Source organism: Bacillus sp. 2CMS4F, from assembly GCF_023161785.1.
Classification (GTDB): domain Bacteria; phylum Bacillota; class Bacilli; order Bacillales; family Bacillaceae; genus Bacillus; species Bacillus halotolerans.
The window spans coordinates 69,571-88,237 of sequence record NZ_JALNTO010000017.1; the positions used below are offsets into that span (position 1 = coordinate 69,571).

The window sequence follows — 18,667 nt, forward strand, 5'->3', positions numbered from 1 at the left end:
ATTTCGCAGATTCTTAATCTGTTTTAAATATAAGCTTATTCACTGCTGATTCAACAGCTGGAGTAAACGGCGGTGGCGGTGAAGTAGAAAATGGCTTCCAAGTGTATAGATTTGTATTTGAGAGTAGCATGTTAATCCCCCTATTTATATTAATTTTTTAAAAGTTTTGATATTGCGAAAAAGTTGGTTCTAGATAGATTATACATGAAACATTATAAATGTTTTATATTAATTGTGACTTCAACGCTTGTTTTTTATAGAGAATAAGAATGTTACTCCTTTCATACATGTATTCATTTATAACAGTTTGGTATAAAACTCGTCTTCAGCAGATTTTAGGGATTTCTATTTACTCAGTTTAGGATTTAAGCCGTATTTGTGAATAGGTAAATGAAAGAATTTCTGAAGAGCTAACAGATAGAAAGGATGATAATGGATGAAGGAGTATTTTACAATTGGAGAAACAGCCCGTCTCAATAACATCTCAATTCAAACATTGCGCTATTATGATAGGATCGGAGTTTTCAAGCCTCATTATACAGATCAGGATAGTGGCTATCGATATTACCATGTGAAACAGTTCTTTTATTTAGATATTATCAAGTATCTAAAATATATTAGAACACCTCTGGAAGAAATCAAGCGTTTCAGCTCGAATACTTGTACCCCTGAACATATGCAACACTTTCTTGAGGAGCAAGAAAACATGATTGTGCAAGAAATGGAAAAACTTAAACGTGCCCGGCAATTACTTCATAGAAGAAGGAATCAGCTTAATGAACAAGTAGACATATGCAATAAAAAAGACGAAGGTTTCGTTTATTTTCGTTATATAGATGAACAAACAATAATAAAAGTGGAGACGCCTCAAGTTAATCCTCATCATCAATCAGATTTGTATTACAGAAAGCTGGCTGATGTTGTAGAAAAAATAGGAGATGTAGTAGATAACTATTATGGATTCATTTATGCTTTCAAGCCCTATAAGGATTCTCGTGACATTTATTGTAACAGTATTTATACGACTGTTCGAAATGGAAAAGAGATAGACATAGGAGAAAAAAACATAACGCTAGACACGATCCCGTCCGGTGAATATGTATGTATCGCATTTGATTGGTCTGCAAAAAATTATGATGAATATTATCGTAAGCTTTATCAATATATTGAATCTCATGGCATCCAAACAGATGGAAAAGTATATCAAGTTTCTCTTCCAATCGACTTTCACTCATTAAGAGAAGAAAACTTCCTTACAGAATTAAGAGTGCTAAAAAATAACTAATCCTTGACCCTATAGTTGCTATAGGGTTTATGATTTGTGCATCTTCTTATGAATATTTGAAAGGGAGGATGTATAAGATGACAAGATGCTTCGGTTACTCGTGACGCAATGGCAAGGCGGAAACCAATCGTCATGTACTGGGAGCCCATTTATTAAACTGGCTTGCATCTTAAAATGAAAGGTCCATTTGAAGAAGTACCTAGCCTTGAAAAAGAGAAGGGGATTGTTGATAGGAGTGTTTTATTAAAGCAAGCTCGATCTGCCAATTCAAAAGCACAGGGCCTGATATCGTATTACGTTCTTGCGGCGATTGCGGTGCAGAACTTGCTCCTTTTGAATCCTTAAACGAAACATACGATGGAGATACTGCTTTGTTATGGGTTGATTCATTATTATCGCTACTGGCTATAGTGAAGGAAGATAGATTCCTCATAACAATGCAGTGAATCATATTAGAGCTGTACGTGCTGCTTTAGCTTTACGTTGAAACACGTTTTATCGTATCTCAAATCCTAATAAAAAATGAATCTAAAAAAAGGAGCGATGAATATGAGAGCACCGATAGATGAACCAATTTGGTACGCCTACCCTGGAATGGTAGCTGTAGTTACGGCTCAATATGAAGGTGAAAAAAACGCAATGGCTTCCGGGTGGCATACGTATATCGGATCTTCTCCAGGAATGTATGGGATATCAGTAAACAAAGAGACATATACGTACAAAATGATTGAGAAAAGTGGTGTTTTCGGTGTGAATTTTCTTCCAGGGAGATGTTCGGAATTAATTCAAGCATTAGGCACCCATAGTGGCAGAGATATCAATAAGTTTGAAGAATTTAATATTCAATCCGAAGAAGGATTAAAAACTGAGATACCGATTTTAACTGATGCGTATTTTGCTTATGAGTGTAAAGTACACAGTATGTCCACTTTGGGCGATCAAGAGTGGATTGTGGGAGAAGTTTTACAGAGATATCAAGATAAAGAGCTTTTCTTAAGAAATGGAATGCCAAATTTAGAAAAGTTGGATATTCCGCTTCATATTGGAAAGTCCAGCTACCGAATATTAAATAGTAAAGCAGAGGAACGTCAGCACGCATTTGATTCCAAAACTGATTGAAACACTCAGGTTTCTCCACCTTTATTGTTACGTGGCATACATGCTCATAACACCACCTATGCGCGGTTTGCGATAGAATTTGACCCTCAATATATGCCTTTAGAAGAGGTGATGAAGCAATAAATGACGTAACAGTAAACGTATTTTACTGATTAAATACCCGTTACCGACTCCATTTTTTAAATCACATTTCATATAAACATATAGAAATGATGGGAAAGTGAATATACGGAGTGTAAAGAAAATAAGCTTTGATTTAGGGGTCTAGTAGGTGAATAATCCATGAAGGTTCAAGTCTCTCGGCCGCATCAAAGATACCAAGGGTTGTAGACCCCTGGTATTTTTTAATGTTCTCTTTAGCTTTTGCAGTTTTTTTTCTTTTTGTTTCACTCGTTAAAGTGAAACTGGAATAAACAAAGGTTTTCCCCGTTTTTGCATAGCCTATCTTACTTTGCGAATCGCCGAGCAGCTGCCACGCACAATATAACGGCAATATTCACTGCTACGAGTGCCCAGCCCACTTTCTCGTGCAGAATCACTGAGGCAAGCAGCAGTCCAAAGAAGGGCTGAAGAAGCTGCAGCTGTCCAACCGCCGCAATACCGCCTTGTGCGAGACCCCGATACCAGAACACGAAGCCAATCAGCATGCTGAATAAGGATACATACGCAAGACTGAGCAGTGCAGGAACGCCGACGCCCGACCATGAGTCCGGCGTAAAATAGAATGACAATGGCAGCATAAGAGGAAGCGACAGAACGAGAGCCCAAGAGATCACCTGCCAGTTTCCCAGCCGCCGCGAGAGCCGGGCCCCTTCTGCATAACCGAGCCCGCATACGACGATAGAAGCCAGCATGTACGCGTCGCCGATCGGGGAAGATCCTCCGCCTTGGATGAGGGCGAATCCTGCTACTAGTAAGCTGCCTGCAGCTGAGAAAATCCAGAAGGCTGGCCGGGGGCGTTCCCCTCCGCGCAGTACGCCGAAGATCGCCGTCGCGAGCGGAAGAAGCCCAATGAAAACAATGGCATGGGCGGATGTGACATACTGAAGCGCCAAGGCTGTCAGCAATGGGAAACCGACCACCACGCCGAACGCTACCACCAATAGCGCAGTTATGTCACCTTTGGCAGGTCGCTGCTGCCGGAAGATGAGAAGGAGCGCTCCGGCCAATACACCAGCTATCGCAGCGCGGCATACGGTGAGGAACAACGGATCGAAGTCCGCCACAGCCAAGCGGGTCGCAGGCAGCGATCCGCTGAAAATGAGCACCCCCAGAAAACCATTCATCCAGCCATTTGTTGCTTTGTTCATTGCAATCACTCCAAATATATTTCTTTTTCATGATCTGGATGTTCTTAACAAAACCAGTATCTAAGGATTACAATGACTATAAACTGTAATTGACCTTTTAAAAACAGCCAGTTTTCATAAAAAATTGCATACCAGTTAGGGGAAACGCGCAAATGGATATCACGCCTTTTTTAAATAGAAATCTGGATATTCCGCTTTATCAGCAGCTTTATCGGTATTTCAAAGAAAATATGCATCAAGGGCGTATTCAAAAAGGAATGAAGCTCCCTTCAAAAAGAATCCTGGCGAGTCAGCTTTCAATCAGTCAAACGACTGTAGAACGTGCGTATGAACAGCTTGCGGCTGAGGGCTATATCGTGAGCAAGCCTAGAAGCGGATGGTTTGCTGATTATCATGATTCTGATTTTGCCTATCGTAAAATGCCGAGCGCATCACCTTTTAAAGAAAAAGTTCAAGAAAATAAACAATGGATTGATTTTCACTATGGAAATGTAGATTCTTCTTACTTTCCTTTTTCCGCTTGGCGAAGAAGCATGGTCAATAGCTTAGACCAATATGGCGACGAGCTTTATCGGCCGGGAGATGCTTTAGGAGAGTTTGCACTGAGAACACTCATTGCGGAGTACCTGTATCAATCACGCGGTGTCCATTGTGTCCCTGAACAAGTCATCATAGGTGCCGGCAATCCTATTCTTCTGCAAATCTTGTGCCAAGTTTTTGAACCGAATATTTCCATAGGATATGAGGATCCCGGTTATCCAAGAGCACGCAAGATTTTTGAAGCCAATCGTATGAATATCGTTCCTATACCGGTCGACGATGAAGGGATTTGTATACAGAAGATCAAAGAACAGCAGCCAGGCCTTGTATATGTCACGCCATCTCATCAATTTACGCTGGGAACAATCATGACGATTAACAGAAGAATGCAGCTTCTCAAATGGGCGGCAGAAAATCAATCATTCATCATAGAGGACGATTATGACGGGGAATTCAGATACACAGGACAGCCGGTTCCTTCTTTGCAGGGGCTTGACCAGCATAACCGTGTTATTTATATGGGCACTTTTTCTAAGTCTCTTCTTCCCTCGCTGCGTATCAGTTACATGATTCTTCCTTCGCCTCTTTTGAAAAAAGGCCATGAAATAACGTCCTTATATAAGCAAACGGTGTCCTGCCACAGTCAGCTGACGCTGGCTGACTTTATAAAAAGCGGAGAGTGGCAAAAACACATCAACAGAATGAGAAAGCTTTACCGGAAAAAAAGAGCCGCTTTATTAGAGGCTGTACAAAGAGAACTAGGAAAGCATGTCAGGATTCGCGGAGAAAACTCTGGACTTCGTATCTTACTTGACGTTTATTTGCCATTTAGTGAAAAAGAGTTGATTGAGAAGGCAAAGGAACATGGGGTGAAAATTTACCCTGTTTCACTTTCTTATAAAAACAATCCTCCTGCGAAAAGGGTCTCACTTGGGTTTGCAGGAGTTTCTGAATTCAACATACGAGAAGGCATCAAAAAACTGAAAGCTGCCTGGAGGATATGAGAGGTCTGGAGTCATTAGGGGATGATGGCTTTTAAAATATCCCCAGCTATGAATGACAATACTGAAGATATAAGTGGCCCTCAGTCTCCCGCTCCTGATAACTTTTGAATGCTTTTTGAATGGATACTCCTATATGAACCTTCTTCAGCATCAAATACTTCAGATGATAGGCAATTGATAAAGCTTTAAGTGAGATTTTAGAAAGCCCGCTTTCCTAAAGCGGGCTCGATTGAATGAGCTGATGTGTGAAAGACTTTAGCGAGTTTCTTTTGAAAAATAAGAGGTTAACACATCATAAACAATAGGCAAAGAAGTAAAACCCTCATTTTCTAAAAAATGCCCCCCGTGCTGGACTTCGTATAACGCAGCGTCAATTTGTTGTGCCAGCTCCTTGCTCCATGAAAATGGAACAATTTGGTCGTTCTTAGAAGCAATGACAGCGCGGTGCTTCGCGGTCTCGATGATTTTTTGATGATCAAACGATCCCTGTGTAAATTCATCTAACATCTTTAAAGTGGGCAATGATTTGACAAAGCCGGAAACCAGTATGATTCCGCCAAGCTGTTTTCGTAATTGAATATGTTCCAAAAATCTTAAAAGGGCGGGGCACCCTAGGCTGTGCGCAACCAAATACGTATTTTCATCTAAAGTGTGTTGATAAAAAGAGAGTGTATCCAGCCAATCCTCAAGTCTTGGCTCGAGCGGATGAGGCATGTTTAAAATGTCTGCTTGGACCCCATCTGCGAGCAGACGTTTTTTCAGCCAAGGGAACCAATGATTTGTTGAGGAGGCTCTGTAGCCATGAATGATATAGACTTGTTTTGTCATTTTTTCCTCCAAACGAAGTATTTTCATTCAGTATAAAATTCCTCTCATTGGGAAACAAGTACGCACTTTTTTGTAAGTAGCTTTTACATATGAGGCATTCCTTCTGCCATTCCCCACTTACACATTTCTTCTATGAGGGGATACAAAGATCGCCCTCTGTCAGATAACGAATACTCTACTTTCAGTGGGACTTGAGAGACCTCAGACCGATGAATAAGGCCGTCAATTTGTAATTCCTTAAGCTGTGCGCTTAACATTTTATGGGTGATGAAGGGCATAGCCCTTTTCAGCTCGCCGTATCTCATCGTTTTTTCACACCCTAACTCATAGAGAATTCTCATTTTCCATTTTCCCCCTATAAGAGATAAGGTGTATTCAAATGGGGCTTGTTTACTGCGGCACAGGCTATTCATTGTAATCAAACCTCCTTTTTAAAGTATAATAACAGAATAAATCAGGAATTTCGGTGTTGAAGTTTAAAGGGCCTGGCGGGTAAATCTGAGGCGGCTCACGTTCTCTCGGCTGCGAACATGAAACCAAGGCTCTTGCTAGTTATTGGCCAGGGTTGAAGCATAATCTGTCAGAGCTTGCATCAAATGATATTTGTGACCTGATTCACGATCTGAACTGAAAGGGCGATTTGTTCGACAGACGGCACGGGCAAATTGAATGTTCCAAGTCAAAGAGGGTAATCTTACTGTTAATTACTTTATTTGAAAAAAACGATGTTTTTAGCTGAAAATATCTATTATGGTATAGTTAAATATAACGAAATATTTGAGAAATGAGGAATGGTATGTATACAGTCAAAAAACATAAAAAATTTAAAGCGAAAATGATTCTGCAAGTCATAATGGTTATTATCGGAGGAATTATAGCGGCATATGGACTGGAAACAGTGCTCATTCCAAACAGTGTATCTGATGGAGGGGTGACAGGCCTTAGTATCGTTGGTTCACAGCTATTTGATTTGCCGCTAGGGGTCCTTATTGCAGCATTAAACATCCCGTTTGTCTGGTTAGGATATAAGCAAATCGGGAAAGACTTTGCATTATTATCCATTATCGGAATCGTATCACTTGCCGCTGGCACAATGTTTTTCCACCACACTCCAGCCATCATAGAGGGGGATACCCTGTTAATAACCGTTGTTGGCGGGATTATCCTTGGATTGGGAATGGGGTTAGCGTTACGTAACGGCGGCGCATTGGATGGAATTGATATGCTCGCTGTGCTGCTGTCTCGAAAATTGCCATTTGGAACGAGCGATCTCATTTTATTCTTAAACCTTTTTGTGTTTATTTTTGTATCCCTTGTATTTGGCTTACAAGGGGCATTACTGTCAGTCATTGCTTACTACATTGCGTCCAAAGTCATACATATCGTTGAGGAAGGCTTAAGCGGTTCTAAAACCTTTCAAATTATTTCAACCCAGCCTGAATTAATGGTAGAGACAATACGTGATCAGTTAGGTCGAAGTGCTACCTATAAAGAAGCTTATGGCGGTTTTTCCAACGAGAAATTTAAAGAAATCACATGTGTCATCAACCGCCTTGAAGAAACAAAACTAAAGGAAATTATTAATGAAATTGATAAAAATGCCTTTGTTACCGTATATGACGTAGCTGAAGTGAAGGGCAGCAATTTTAGAAGACATACGAGTCATTAGAGAAAAACACAACTTCTAACCCGAAAGCGAGATACCTCAGAATTTTTATATTAAATTGTTTTTGTCTTCACGCTCAGAAAATAAGGTAACAAGCAAGTCAGTATGTTAAAGTCTGTACTGGAATTCCATTGCCTCCTGTCTCGTATAATGAGAATAGGGGGCTTTTTTTGTATAAGGTTATGCTTAAATGGAGGGATTTATTTGAATATTGAGCTGCAAGAAATAGATATGTTACAGGCGGATTCTGGTCCTTATGGGATAGCGGTCTCTCGTGAAGGAAATGTATGGTTTACTCAACATAAAGCAAATAAAATCAGTTGTCTTCATCAAAATGGAACAATCAAAGAATTCATTGTTCCAACTCCTGATGCACGAGTGCTGTGTTTGACCATATCTTCAATAGGTGATATTTGGTTTACTGAAAATGGGACTGATAAAATTGGAAGGCTTTCAGAAACGGGCGTATTTACAGAGTACCCATTACCTCATCCAAATTCAGCGCCATATGGAATTGCTGAAGGTCTTAACGGTGATATTTGGTTTACTGAAATGAATGGAAATCGCATAGGGAGATTGACAGCAGAAGGGGTGATTCATGAATACGAACTGCCGAATAAAGAATCATATCCTTCTTTTATTACGTTGGGGCCCGATGACTCACTTTGGTTCACTGAAAACCAAAACAATGCGATCGGCAAGATAACCCGTTCAGGAGAAATAACGGAATACCCAATCCCAACACCGGGAGCAGCGCCAGTAGGTCTTGCCAACGGAAATGATGGTGCCCTTTGGTTTACAGAAATAATGGGAAATAAAATAGGAAGGATCACGATGTCCGGCGAAATAACGGAATATGATATTCCTACACCAAATGCCCGGCCTCATGCTATTGCGGCGGGAGTCGAATCGGATTTATGGTTCACTGAATGGGGAGCAAATAAAATAGGAAGATTGACGAAAGAGAGAGCCTTTGAAGAATATACAATCAAAACCTCTAATGGCGAACCTCACGGAATTGGCTGTGACAAAGAAGGCAGTGTATGGTTCGCATTAGAATGCAATAAAATCGGAAAGCTGCGTTTACTGAAATCAAGAGAAAGTGCTGAAAGAATTTAAAAAGCATACCAAGAACAGAACATAGTATGCTTTTTCACTTTTGCGTGAAACGCCATAATGTTACATGAATTGAAGTCTCGTCAATGTAGCTTTTCAACAGCTTAAGTATTTATAGCTCTTTTACCATGATCTTCTCGCCATTAAAATCGAGCTCACCGTTAAATGTAAAGCCGAATTTTTGATACAGGCGCAAAGCATGAATGTTGTTCTCAAAAATGCTTAAATACATTCTGTTGCATGTATATAGCTCAGCAAGGTGGTGAATAAGAGCTTCAAGCATCATGCTCCCTAATCCTTGACCTTGAAAACGCTCGTCAATGAAAAATCGGTCAAGCCACACTCTGCCGTTTTTATTTTCTTCATCAAACTCAGGAAACCATCCATACATAGCAAAACCGACTAACTCTCCTTCGTAATAAAGTCCAGCAGGTTTATAATGCTGACATTCTGATGCATCCTCTAGACATTGCTTGGTTGATTCTATATATGATATTTGGCTTTTGTGAACATGAAGAGACAGAATAGATTCACGATTCTCTTCAGTTACCGCCTTTATCTCAATACTCATAGCCATTCTCCTTTTTTCTCTTTTTCTGAAAAGGACAGAAGATTTTCAGATCCATAACGTTGTTACGCTTTCATCCACATCATGTAGTCTTATAAGGAACAATGAGTTCTGCAGTTAATCCCCTTACTTTACAATTTGCACAAAAACCTTAATTAAATACTTTTCATAGCCCTGATAGCTCATCTAACATCAATTTTTCGGTAGAAGAATTCTTGTAATTTTATATTTTTGTCTCGCGGCAGCTGAGGAGCTGCTCTTTTTTTGTAAACCTGTATGAGAGGTCTTGCAATACACTAGGTGCTCCTTTATGGTGAGTATCTTCTTTTTGATGAATGAACAGCAGATTTTCTGCGCATAAATCCAATTTTTCCGGAAGTTTCGGTAAAAAACGAAACTTTTAGCGCTTTTATTTTACTTTATAATGTAAGCGGTTTCTCCTGTAGTATACTTATACTATTAGTACATCATTTGAGTGAAACACAGGAAGGATAGAAAAACAGATGAGATACATGAATACTAGACAAAAAGACATTTTGTATCTGTTGTTATCTGAACCTGATGACTATTTAGTCGTGCAAGATTTTGCCGACAGGGTAAAGTGTTCTGAAAAAACGATCAGGAATGATCTGAAAACGATCGAAGGTTATTTGCATGAACATTCTCCTGCTCAGCTCATTCGCAAACCAGGGTTAGGTGTCTATTTAAATATAGAAGAACATGAAAGGACCCGGTTAACTCAACAACTAGGTACTGAACATTTTGGCTCAAAGCACCAGTCCGATGAAGAAAGAATTCTGCAAATCGCTTATCAATTATTAATGAACACAAAACATGTTTCAGCAAAAGAAATTGCCGCTCAGCATTTTTTGAATAAATCCTCCATCAAAAGGGATTTACATGAAATTGAAGAGTGGCTGAAGCGATTTGATCTCAAATTGGTGTCAAAGCAGCGGCTCGGTTTAAAGATTGAGGGAAATGAAAGAAATAAAAGAAAAGCCTTAGCCAGAATCTCTGATTTGATTGATAACCCAGAGTTTACAAGTCAATTTATCAAAAGCAAGTTCTTAAGTCATGAAGTGAAATGTGTGTCGAATGAATTCAAAACATTGCAAAAGCACCATTCTATCTATTTCACAGATGAAACGTTCGAGAATCTATTATTGCATACATTGCTGATGATACGCCGGATCAAAATGAAGCAGCCCATCTCGATTTCGCCAACAGAAATGGCAGCAGTAGAAAAGAAGAAAGAATATCAATGGGCAATGACATGTTTAAAACGGCTGGAAGCGGTTTTTGCCATCCGCTTCCCTAGAGAAGAAGCCGTGTATGTAACGCTCCATATACTCGGCGGAAAAGTTCGTTTTCGGTCTCGGGAAGAAGAAAAAAAGGTTTTGGAAAATCCCTTGCTTCCCATGGTTGTGCGGCATTTAATCGATCGTGTGTCAGAGCTGAAATTGCTTGATTTTCATAGTGATCAGGATTTGATCAACGGATTGAACATCCATCTTAACACAGTGCTAAACCGGCTGAATTACGATCTTTCTGTATCAAATCCAATGCTAAATGACATAAAAAAAATGTACCCCTATCTGTTTCATATGATCATTGACGTTCTGGAAGACATCAATCAAACGTTTGCTCTTTCTATTCCTGAGGAAGAGGCCGCTTATCTGACATTGCATTTTCAAGCTGCGGTCGAACGTTTGCACCACAGCAGCGAGAAGCGTAAAAAGGCAATCATCGTCTGCCACATGGGCATTGGAATGTCACAATTGCTGCGGACAAAAATTGAACGGAAATTTCATCAAATCGCTGTGAAGGCCTGTATTGCAAAAGCTGATTTAGCAGATTACACAACAAAGCATGGGGACATAGATCTTGTCATTGCCACGGTAGCGCTGGAACATGTGCCGATTCCTCATATTGTTGTATCACCGCTGTTGGAGCCTTCTGATGAGAAGAAACTAAGTGCATTTATGGATCAGGTTGACGAAGCGCGACGCCAAACACAAAAAACGTTTAAGATGCTGAACAATACGACTCCTTTCTTAGTTTTTTTGCAGCAAGAGTCAGTTCATCGCTATAAGCTGATTGAACAAATGGCAATGGTTTTATACGAGAAAGGCTATGTGGAAAAGGAATATGCCATTCATGCTGTGTTGAGAGAAAAAATGTCGGCGACAAACATTGGGGCTGGCATTGCGATTCCTCATGCAAACTCTAAATTTATTAAACAATCAGCCATTGCGATTGCCACATTAAAAGAGCCGCTTGATTGGGGGGCTGAAAAAGTGTCGCTCGTCTTTATGCTGGCTGTCAAACACGAGGATCAAAACATGACAAAGCAATTGTTCCATGAACTGTCATATCTGAGTGAGCACCCGGCATTCATTCATAAGCTGACGAAAGAAACAAATGTTATGACATTTTTATCTTATTTGAATTATTAAAAGCGGGGCTTTGATGCCCTGCTTTTTTTGTATATGGAAAAATGCCGGTTTTTCCGGAATTAACGGTAAAAAACAGCGCTTTTACAAGCATGATTTTGATATACAGTTGTTACAAGCCTTATGATTCATACTTTAAAGGAGGACTCGTATGAAACTGTTAGCGATTACATCATGTCCGAATGGAATTGCCCATACATATATGGCGGCGGAAAATCTGCAAAAAGCTGCCGACAGATTAGGCGTCCAAATGAAAGTCGAGACCCAAGGCGGAATCGGAGTGGAAAATGAGCTGACCGGTGAGGAGATTCGTGAAGCAGACGCGATCATTATCGCGGCAGACCGTTCGGTAAACAAAGACCGGTTTATAGGAAAAAAACTGTTGTCTGTCGGGGTTCAGGATGGTATCCGCAAACCGGAAGAATTAATTCAAAAAGCACTTAGCGGCGATGTGCCGGTCTACCGTTCAGCTTCAAATTCGGAAGCCGGCAATCAACAGGAGAAAAAACAAAATCCGATTTACCGTCATTTAATGAACGGTGTTTCTTTTATGGTTCCATTCATCGTCGTCGGCGGGTTATTGATAGCGGTTGCATTGACGCTTGGAGGTGAGAAAACACCGAAGGGCTTAGTCATTCCGGATGAATCTTTTTGGAAAACGATTGAACAGATCGGAAGTGCCTCATTCTCATTCATGATCCCGATTTTGGCCGGATATATCGCGTACAGCATCGCTGATAAGCCCGGGCTTGTACCAGGAATGATCGGCGGATATATTGCAGCGACGGGAAGCTTTTACGGCAGTGCAAGCGGCGCCGGTTTTCTCGGCGGCATCATCGCCGGTTTTTTGGCGGGGTATGCTGCCCTTTGGATAAAAAAATTAAAGGTTCCAAAAGCGATTCAGCCGATTATGCCGATTATTATTATTCCAGTGTTCGCTTCACTAATTGTAGGTTTGGCGTTTGTGTTTTTGATTGGTGCACCTGTAGCCCAAATTTTCGAATCTTTAACGGTATGGCTGGCGGGTATGAAAGGTTCGAGCTCCATCCTGCTGGCATTGATTTTAGGCGCAATGATTTCATTTGATATGGGAGGCCCCGTAAACAAGGTGGCATTCCTTTTCGGATCGGCCATGATCGGAGAAGGAAACTATGAAATTATGGGACCGATTGCCGTCGCCATTTGTATACCGCCGATCGGCCTTGGGATTGCAACGTTTTTTGGAAAAAGAAAATTTCAGGAGTCGGAAAGAGAAATGGGAAAAGCATCATTTACCATGGGTCTCTTTGGCATCACTGAAGGAGCCATCCCATTCGCGGCACAAGATCCGCTTCGCGTCATTCCGGGGATTATGGCGGGTTCTATGACTGGTTCTGTGATCGCTATGATCGGCAATGTCGGAGACAGAGTAGCACACGGCGGGCCTATAGTGGCAGTACTAGGCGCCGTTGATCATGTATTGATGTTTTTTATTGCAGTGATTGCCGGATCTCTTACCACCGCTCTTTTAGTTAATGTACTAAAAAAAGATATTCCGGTTTCTTCACCCGCCGGGCTGAGTGAAGCTGCAGCATCGAATGACGTTCCGCAACAGCACAATGAAGCGGAAAGCAGACAGATGGAGAAGACGGATATTAACAAGCTGACAGACATTATGAGTATAGATCTTATTGAACCAACATTATCAGGCGAAACCAGAGATGACATTATCGATGAAATGATTCAAAAATTGTCCCGCACAGGTATGCTGCATTCAGAGAGCGGTTTTAAACAAGCGATCATGAATCGCGAACAAGAGGGGACAACGGCGATTGGCATGAATATTGCGATCCCGCACGGGAAGTCTGATGCCGTCAAGAAGCCTAGTGTAGTGTTTGGAATCAAACGATCAGGCATTGACTGGAACAGTCTTGATGGATCAGAAGCAAAGTTAATCTTTATGATTGCTGTACCGAAAGATAGCGGAGGGAACCAGCATCTGAAACTGCTGCAAATGCTATCTCGAAAACTGATGGATGACAGCTATAGGGAAAGGCTGCTCTCTGTGCAGACAAAAGAAGAAGCATACAAACTCCTGGATGAAATCATATAAAGCGGGGGAATTTTTCATGATGACTGAACCGTTATTTTTCAAGCCTGTTTTCAAAGAAAAGATTTGGGGCGGCACCGCTTTGGCTGCTTTCGGCTATGACATTCCGTCAGAACGAACGGCGGAATGCTGGGCTTTTGCAGCACATCAAAATGGGCAAAGCATTGTTCAAAACGGGATATACAAGGGGCTCACGCTCAGCGAATTATGGGAACATCACCGGCATTTATTCGGACATCTAAAGGGGGACCGCTTCCCTCTTCTCACGAAAATTTTGGATGCCAATCAAGACTTATCCGTTCAGGTGCATCCGAAAGATGAGTATGCAAAAACGCATGAAAAAGGAGAGCTCGGAAAAACAGAATGCTGGTATATTATAGACTGCCAAGAAGATGCAGAAATCGTTTATGGCCACAACGCAAAAACAAAGGAAGAACTGATCTCGATGATAGAAGGTGGAAAATGGGACAAGCTCCTGCGCCGCGTAAAGGTAAAACCGGGGGATTTCTTCTATGTGCCAAGCGGCACCGTTCATGCGATTGGGACAGGCATTCTCATTTTAGAGACGCAGCAGAATTCCGATACAACCTACAGATTGTATGATTATGGCCGGAAAGATACAGAAGGCAATTTGCGCGAGCTCCATTTGGAAAAGAGCATAGAAGTGATAGACGTACCATTTGCGCCAGAGCAGCAAACGGTTCAATATAAACAAACAGATGATTTGCACATAGCCATATTGATTGAGTGCCCTTATTTTTCAGTGGAAAAGTGGGAGTTAACAGGATCGGCAAGTTTAAAACAGCAAAAATCATTCCTTCTTGTCAGCGTCATCGAAGGAGAAGGCCGGATAATCTCCGGCGAGCGTACATATGACTTTAAAAAAGGAGATCATATGTTGCTGCCTTACGGGTTTGGGGAATTCAAACTCGCGGGGGATGCGGAGTGTATCGTATCTAATCTGTAAAATAAAACTTTATGACCAATTTCACGTTTTAAGATCGATATATAGAACGGAAAGATATACAGAACGGAACGAAAAAGTGATCTCATTTTGAGCTAAATGAATGTTTCAATATAAAAAGATACCAGCTGGTATCTTTTTTCATATTCACTCACTATGACATCCCTTCGATGGTTTCTTTTATCTTAAGACAACCTATAAAAGCTGCTTCAATTTTATATGGACCAAAAGAGAAGAAAACGAAATGTGTTTCTGAATGATTTGTTTGTAAAAAACAAGCTATCCTATTATAAACGCAGTTTTTTTTATTTCATGTGCAAAATCATCTTTGGGCTGTCGCGTTGGCTATTGCAAATGTTTCTTTCCCCAAACTGAGCATTTGATCTGACAAGTGTTATAGGTAAAAATGTAAAGGATGATCTACATGAAATATGATAAAGTATTTTTTATGTGATAGTTGATGATAGAAATATTTTGATAAGAGGTGTATTTATGAAGTTGGATGAATTTGCGATTGGACAAGTATTTCATACAAAGTCTTTTAGGGTAACAAAAGAAAATGTAATGAGGTTTGCGGAAGAATTTGACCCTCAATATATGCATGTAGACGAGGAAAAAGCGAATAAAGGCAGATTTAATGGAATCATCGCTTCTGGCATACAAACGTTAGCCATTTCATTTAAGCTCTGGATTGAAGAGGGATTCTATGGCGACGATATTATTGCTGGAACAGAGATGAATCATATTAAATTCATAAAACCCGTGTATCCAGATGATGAATTGCATACAGTTGTTGAGGTAGTGGATAAAAAACCAAAGAAAAGTGGAACGGGAATACTTACTGTATTGTTATTTACTTATAATCATAAAGAAGAAAAAGTATTCGAAGGTGAGTTATCAGTATTGATTAAGCAATAAATAATGTAATAGTAAAGGTTTGTGATCACCAATTGATCAAACGATGAGAGTATAATTAAGATATGCTTTTTGGACTTACAATGTTAAGAGCTCATCTTAGAAAAAAACATACCAAATACGATTGGTATGTTTTTTTTATTCATTCATGTAATGACATGAAGCAGGGTACCGATACCGTGCATCAAGACAGAAAAGAAATTAGAACTTTTTCATCTCCTTTAACATCTTTATTTTGCTTCCTTTTATGTAGGTGAAACATACCCCGCTGACAGTCACCATTCCGCCTAGCAGTGAAATAAGTGAAGGCATTTCGCCTATCCACACCCAGGAAATCACCAACGTCAAAGCCGGTGTTACATAAAGTGAAATCGTTGCTTCAGAAGCACCGACGATTGAAGTTACATATGCAAGCGCAAAGTATGGGATGACCGTGGGGAATAAACCTAAGTAAACGATAGACAATGTGGAGTTCATTGAGGCGTTTACAAACTCCCCCCATAAGCCTGGAAGAAAAACAAGCATTGGTAAGGATGCACCCCAAATCGTAAACGTTACAAATGGAATAAAACCATACTTTTTTATATAACGGGCTTGAAAAACAAAATAAATACTCTCTGCAAAAGCTGCCAGCAGAATGAACAGAATTCCTTTCATTGAAAGCGTATGGTCTCCTGTCCCTAATGAAATAAATGACACACCCAATAAACTAATGATAGAGCCAATCCATTTAAAAAAGCCAAAATGTTCACCAAAAAACAGGCGAGACAACACCGCAGAAAAGATTGGTGCTGTGGTTACGAGTAAGCTTGCAATCCCGGCACTAACTGTTTTTTCACCGATATTAAGCAAAATATGATAGAGTGCAAAACCTAAAAACCCTAATAATAAGATGACAGGGATATCTTTCATGTCAGGTAAGCGCATGTTAGTCAGCACAGCAAAAAGCAACAATGCCATAGATCCGATTAACAAACGAAATAAAGCAAGGTGCTCGGGTGTGTAATATTCCAGACCTACACGAATTCCCGGAAAAGCTGATGCCCACAAACCGATCATAAGACTGTAAGATATGATGAGTTGAACAGTTTTCTTTTTCATGATTTTCACTCCTTCTTTACAAAAACCAACCAGTTATTTAGTGTGTTTTATACTAATAGAGATTTGATAAAATGGCTTCAACCAGTTACATAATTTTTGACCCAACCACTTTAGTTGAAGGAGACTGCTTTTGATGAGCTTTACAGAAGAAAAAACGGTTAGAAAGCTTCCTAAGTACTTACAAATCATTGATTATATAAAAGAGAAAATAGGTAATGGAGAGTGGCCGATTGGAAGTAAGATTCCAAGCCAGCGCACGCTTGCAAAAGACTTTCATGTAAATCGAAGCACGGTTATCACAGCGTTAGAGGAATTGATAGCAGATGGGTTGATTGAAGGCAGAATGGGAAAAGGGACAGTTGTCATCAACAATACTTGGACACTGTTGGCTAAGAATTCTGCACCCAATTGGGAGAAATATGTAACTTCGGGAATCCAGCAGCCAAGCCGAAGAATTGTTCAAGAGATCAATAAATCAGAATCAAATTCTGATCTTATACAGCTAAGCAAAGGAGAACTTTCAAAAGAGATTTTTCCTTTGTCTGCTATGAAAGAGATTATGGGCAAGGTATCTCAAAACATAGAGGCGTTCGGATATGAGGAACCAAAAGGATACTTGCCTTTAAGAGAGGCATTGAGTGATTATTTAAAAACAATCGGGATTCAGGCTTCACCTTCATCCATTCTTATAGTTTCAGGAGCACTGCAAGCCTTACAGCTTATATCAATGGGACTTTTGCAAAGAGGTTCAACTGTTTTTCTTGATCAGCCATCTTATCTTTATTCATTACATGTATTTCAATCAGCCGGAATGAATCTGACCGGACTTCCTATCGATAAAGAGGGGCTTTTGCCAAATCATATTCATATGACAAAGGGGGAACGGGGAAGAGCCATATTATATACAAACCCTTGTTTTCAAAATCCGACTGGTATCTTAATGTCAGAAGAGCGGCGGAAAGAAATCCTTGCCGCAAGCGAAAAAACGCAGCTTCCCATTATTGAAGATGACATATATCGTGAGCTGTGGATAGATGACATTCCGCCATACCCTATTAAAACAATAGATAAAAACGGTCATGTGCTATATGTAGGAAGTTTATCGAAAACGCTAAGCCCGGGCTTAAGGATTGGATGGATCGTCGGGCCAGAGCCAGTGATTGAACGTTTATCTGACATTAAAATGCAGACAGATTACGGATCGAGCTCGTTGTCTCAAAGAGTAGCGGCGGAATGGTTTACATCTGGCCAATATCAGCGGCATTTAGAACGGGTGAGACATCAATTAAAGATAAGAAGGCAATTTGTTACGAGCGCTTTAGAAACCAATATGAAGAATGCAGCTGTTTGGACTATTCCTAAAGGGGGATTCTTTATCTGGTTAAAAATATTGCCTTCGATATCTATGAAATTACTTTATAAAAAAGCCTTAACAAAAGGGATTCTTCTCAATCTTGGCAGTATTTATGCTCAGGAAAAAGGCAATTATATTCGCTTGTCATACGCTTATGCATCTCTTGAAGATCTTCAAAAGGGAATTTATGAATTAAGTTTGATCATTAAGGAGCTGGCCAGTAAATAAATATGCATTCAATGTTGAGAACCTATCTATCAAAAAACATACCAAACAATGGGACTGACCCCCGTTTTTGAGACAGGGATCAAAACACCTTTTATACAGCCAATTGCCGATAGCTTATCGGTGATTG

The 18,667-nt window shown here is 40.3% G+C and carries 15 protein-coding genes; 10 read left to right on the top strand and 5 right to left on the bottom strand.

Annotated elements, in window-relative coordinates; translation table 11 throughout:
• Positions 1 to 436 precede the first annotated feature (436 nt).
• Positions 437 to 1,285, top strand: coding sequence for a MerR family transcriptional regulator (locus MTN95_RS19115; protein WP_105955129.1), 849 nt, complete (start codon positions 437 to 439; stop codon positions 1,283 to 1,285).
• 549 nt (positions 1,286 to 1,834) lie between these two features.
• Complete coding sequence (locus MTN95_RS19120; RefSeq protein ID WP_248339693.1) at positions 1,835 to 2,404, top strand: flavin reductase family protein; 570 nt, start codon at positions 1,835 to 1,837, stop codon at positions 2,402 to 2,404.
• Between the two features lie 446 nt (positions 2,405 to 2,850).
• Here MTN95_RS19120 and MTN95_RS19125 read toward each other — a convergent pair whose 3' ends face one another.
• Complete coding sequence (locus MTN95_RS19125) at positions 2,851 to 3,714, bottom strand: DMT family transporter (RefSeq protein WP_248339694.1); 864 nt, start codon at positions 3,712 to 3,714, stop codon at positions 2,851 to 2,853.
• A 152-nt stretch (positions 3,715 to 3,866) separates the two neighbouring features.
• On the opposite strand from MTN95_RS19125, the gene pdxR (MTN95_RS19130) reads away from it, so the two are divergent.
• On the top strand, positions 3,867 to 5,258 hold the full coding sequence (gene pdxR / locus MTN95_RS19130) for a MocR-like pyridoxine biosynthesis transcription factor PdxR (RefSeq protein ID WP_248339695.1): 1,392 nt from the start codon (positions 3,867 to 3,869) through the stop codon (positions 5,256 to 5,258).
• A 255-nt stretch (positions 5,259 to 5,513) separates the two neighbouring features.
• Here the strand turns inward: pdxR (MTN95_RS19130) and MTN95_RS19135 are convergent, their stop codons facing one another.
• Complete coding sequence (locus MTN95_RS19135; RefSeq protein WP_248339696.1) at positions 5,514 to 6,086, bottom strand: alpha/beta hydrolase; 573 nt, start codon at positions 6,084 to 6,086, stop codon at positions 5,514 to 5,516.
• A gap of 83 nt (positions 6,087 to 6,169) precedes the next feature.
• The gene (locus tag MTN95_RS19140; protein WP_105955124.1) at positions 6,170 to 6,499 is read right to left on the bottom strand and encodes a winged helix-turn-helix transcriptional regulator; all 330 of its coding nucleotides are present in this window, start codon (positions 6,497 to 6,499) and stop codon (positions 6,170 to 6,172) included.
• Between the two features lie 383 nt (positions 6,500 to 6,882).
• On the opposite strand from MTN95_RS19140, the gene MTN95_RS19145 reads away from it, so the two are divergent.
• Positions 6,883 to 7,755 (top strand): YitT family protein, encoded by an 873-nt coding sequence (locus MTN95_RS19145; protein ID WP_105955123.1) that lies wholly within the window; start codon positions 6,883 to 6,885, stop codon positions 7,753 to 7,755.
• Positions 7,756 to 7,956: 201 nt separating this feature from the next.
• Positions 7,957 to 8,871, top strand: coding sequence for a Vgb family protein (locus MTN95_RS19150; RefSeq protein WP_248339698.1), 915 nt, complete (start codon positions 7,957 to 7,959; stop codon positions 8,869 to 8,871).
• A gap of 109 nt (positions 8,872 to 8,980) precedes the next feature.
• On the opposite strand, the gene bltD is transcribed toward MTN95_RS19150, so the two are convergent.
• The gene (gene bltD, locus MTN95_RS19155) at positions 8,981 to 9,439 is read right to left on the bottom strand and encodes a spermine/spermidine acetyltransferase (protein WP_248339699.1); all 459 of its coding nucleotides are present in this window, start codon (positions 9,437 to 9,439) and stop codon (positions 8,981 to 8,983) included.
• 500 nt (positions 9,440 to 9,939) lie between these two features.
• Between bltD and manR the strand changes: the two genes are divergently transcribed.
• The 4 genes from manR to MTN95_RS19175 all read left to right on the top strand — a co-directional run bounded on the left by manR (position 9,940) and on the right by MTN95_RS19175 (position 15,860).
• A complete protein-coding gene (manR, locus tag MTN95_RS19160) occupies positions 9,940 to 11,892 on the top strand; it encodes a mannose transport/utilization transcriptional regulator ManR (protein WP_248339701.1) in 1,953 nt (650 codons plus the stop codon).
• A gap of 148 nt (positions 11,893 to 12,040) precedes the next feature.
• A complete protein-coding gene (locus MTN95_RS19165; RefSeq protein WP_248339703.1) occupies positions 12,041 to 13,981 on the top strand; it encodes a PTS fructose transporter subunit IIABC in 1,941 nt (646 codons plus the stop codon).
• 16 nt (positions 13,982 to 13,997) lie between these two features.
• The gene (gene manA, locus MTN95_RS19170) at positions 13,998 to 14,945 is read left to right on the top strand and encodes a mannose-6-phosphate isomerase, class I (protein ID WP_248339704.1); all 948 of its coding nucleotides are present in this window, start codon (positions 13,998 to 14,000) and stop codon (positions 14,943 to 14,945) included.
• 489 nt (positions 14,946 to 15,434) lie between these two features.
• On the top strand, positions 15,435 to 15,860 hold the full coding sequence (locus MTN95_RS19175; protein WP_024120353.1) for a MaoC family dehydratase: 426 nt from the start codon (positions 15,435 to 15,437) through the stop codon (positions 15,858 to 15,860).
• Positions 15,861 to 16,058: 198 nt separating this feature from the next.
• Here MTN95_RS19175 and MTN95_RS19180 read toward each other — a convergent pair whose 3' ends face one another.
• Positions 16,059 to 16,958 (bottom strand): DMT family transporter, encoded by a 900-nt coding sequence (locus tag MTN95_RS19180; protein ID WP_248339706.1) that lies wholly within the window; start codon positions 16,956 to 16,958, stop codon positions 16,059 to 16,061.
• 133 nt (positions 16,959 to 17,091) lie between these two features.
• Between MTN95_RS19180 and pdxR (MTN95_RS19185) the strand changes: the two genes are divergently transcribed.
• Positions 17,092 to 18,540, top strand: a complete 1,449-nt coding sequence (gene pdxR / locus MTN95_RS19185) for a MocR-like pyridoxine biosynthesis transcription factor PdxR (protein WP_248339707.1) — start codon at positions 17,092 to 17,094, stop codon at positions 18,538 to 18,540.
• Positions 18,541 to 18,667: the final 127 nt, after the last annotated feature.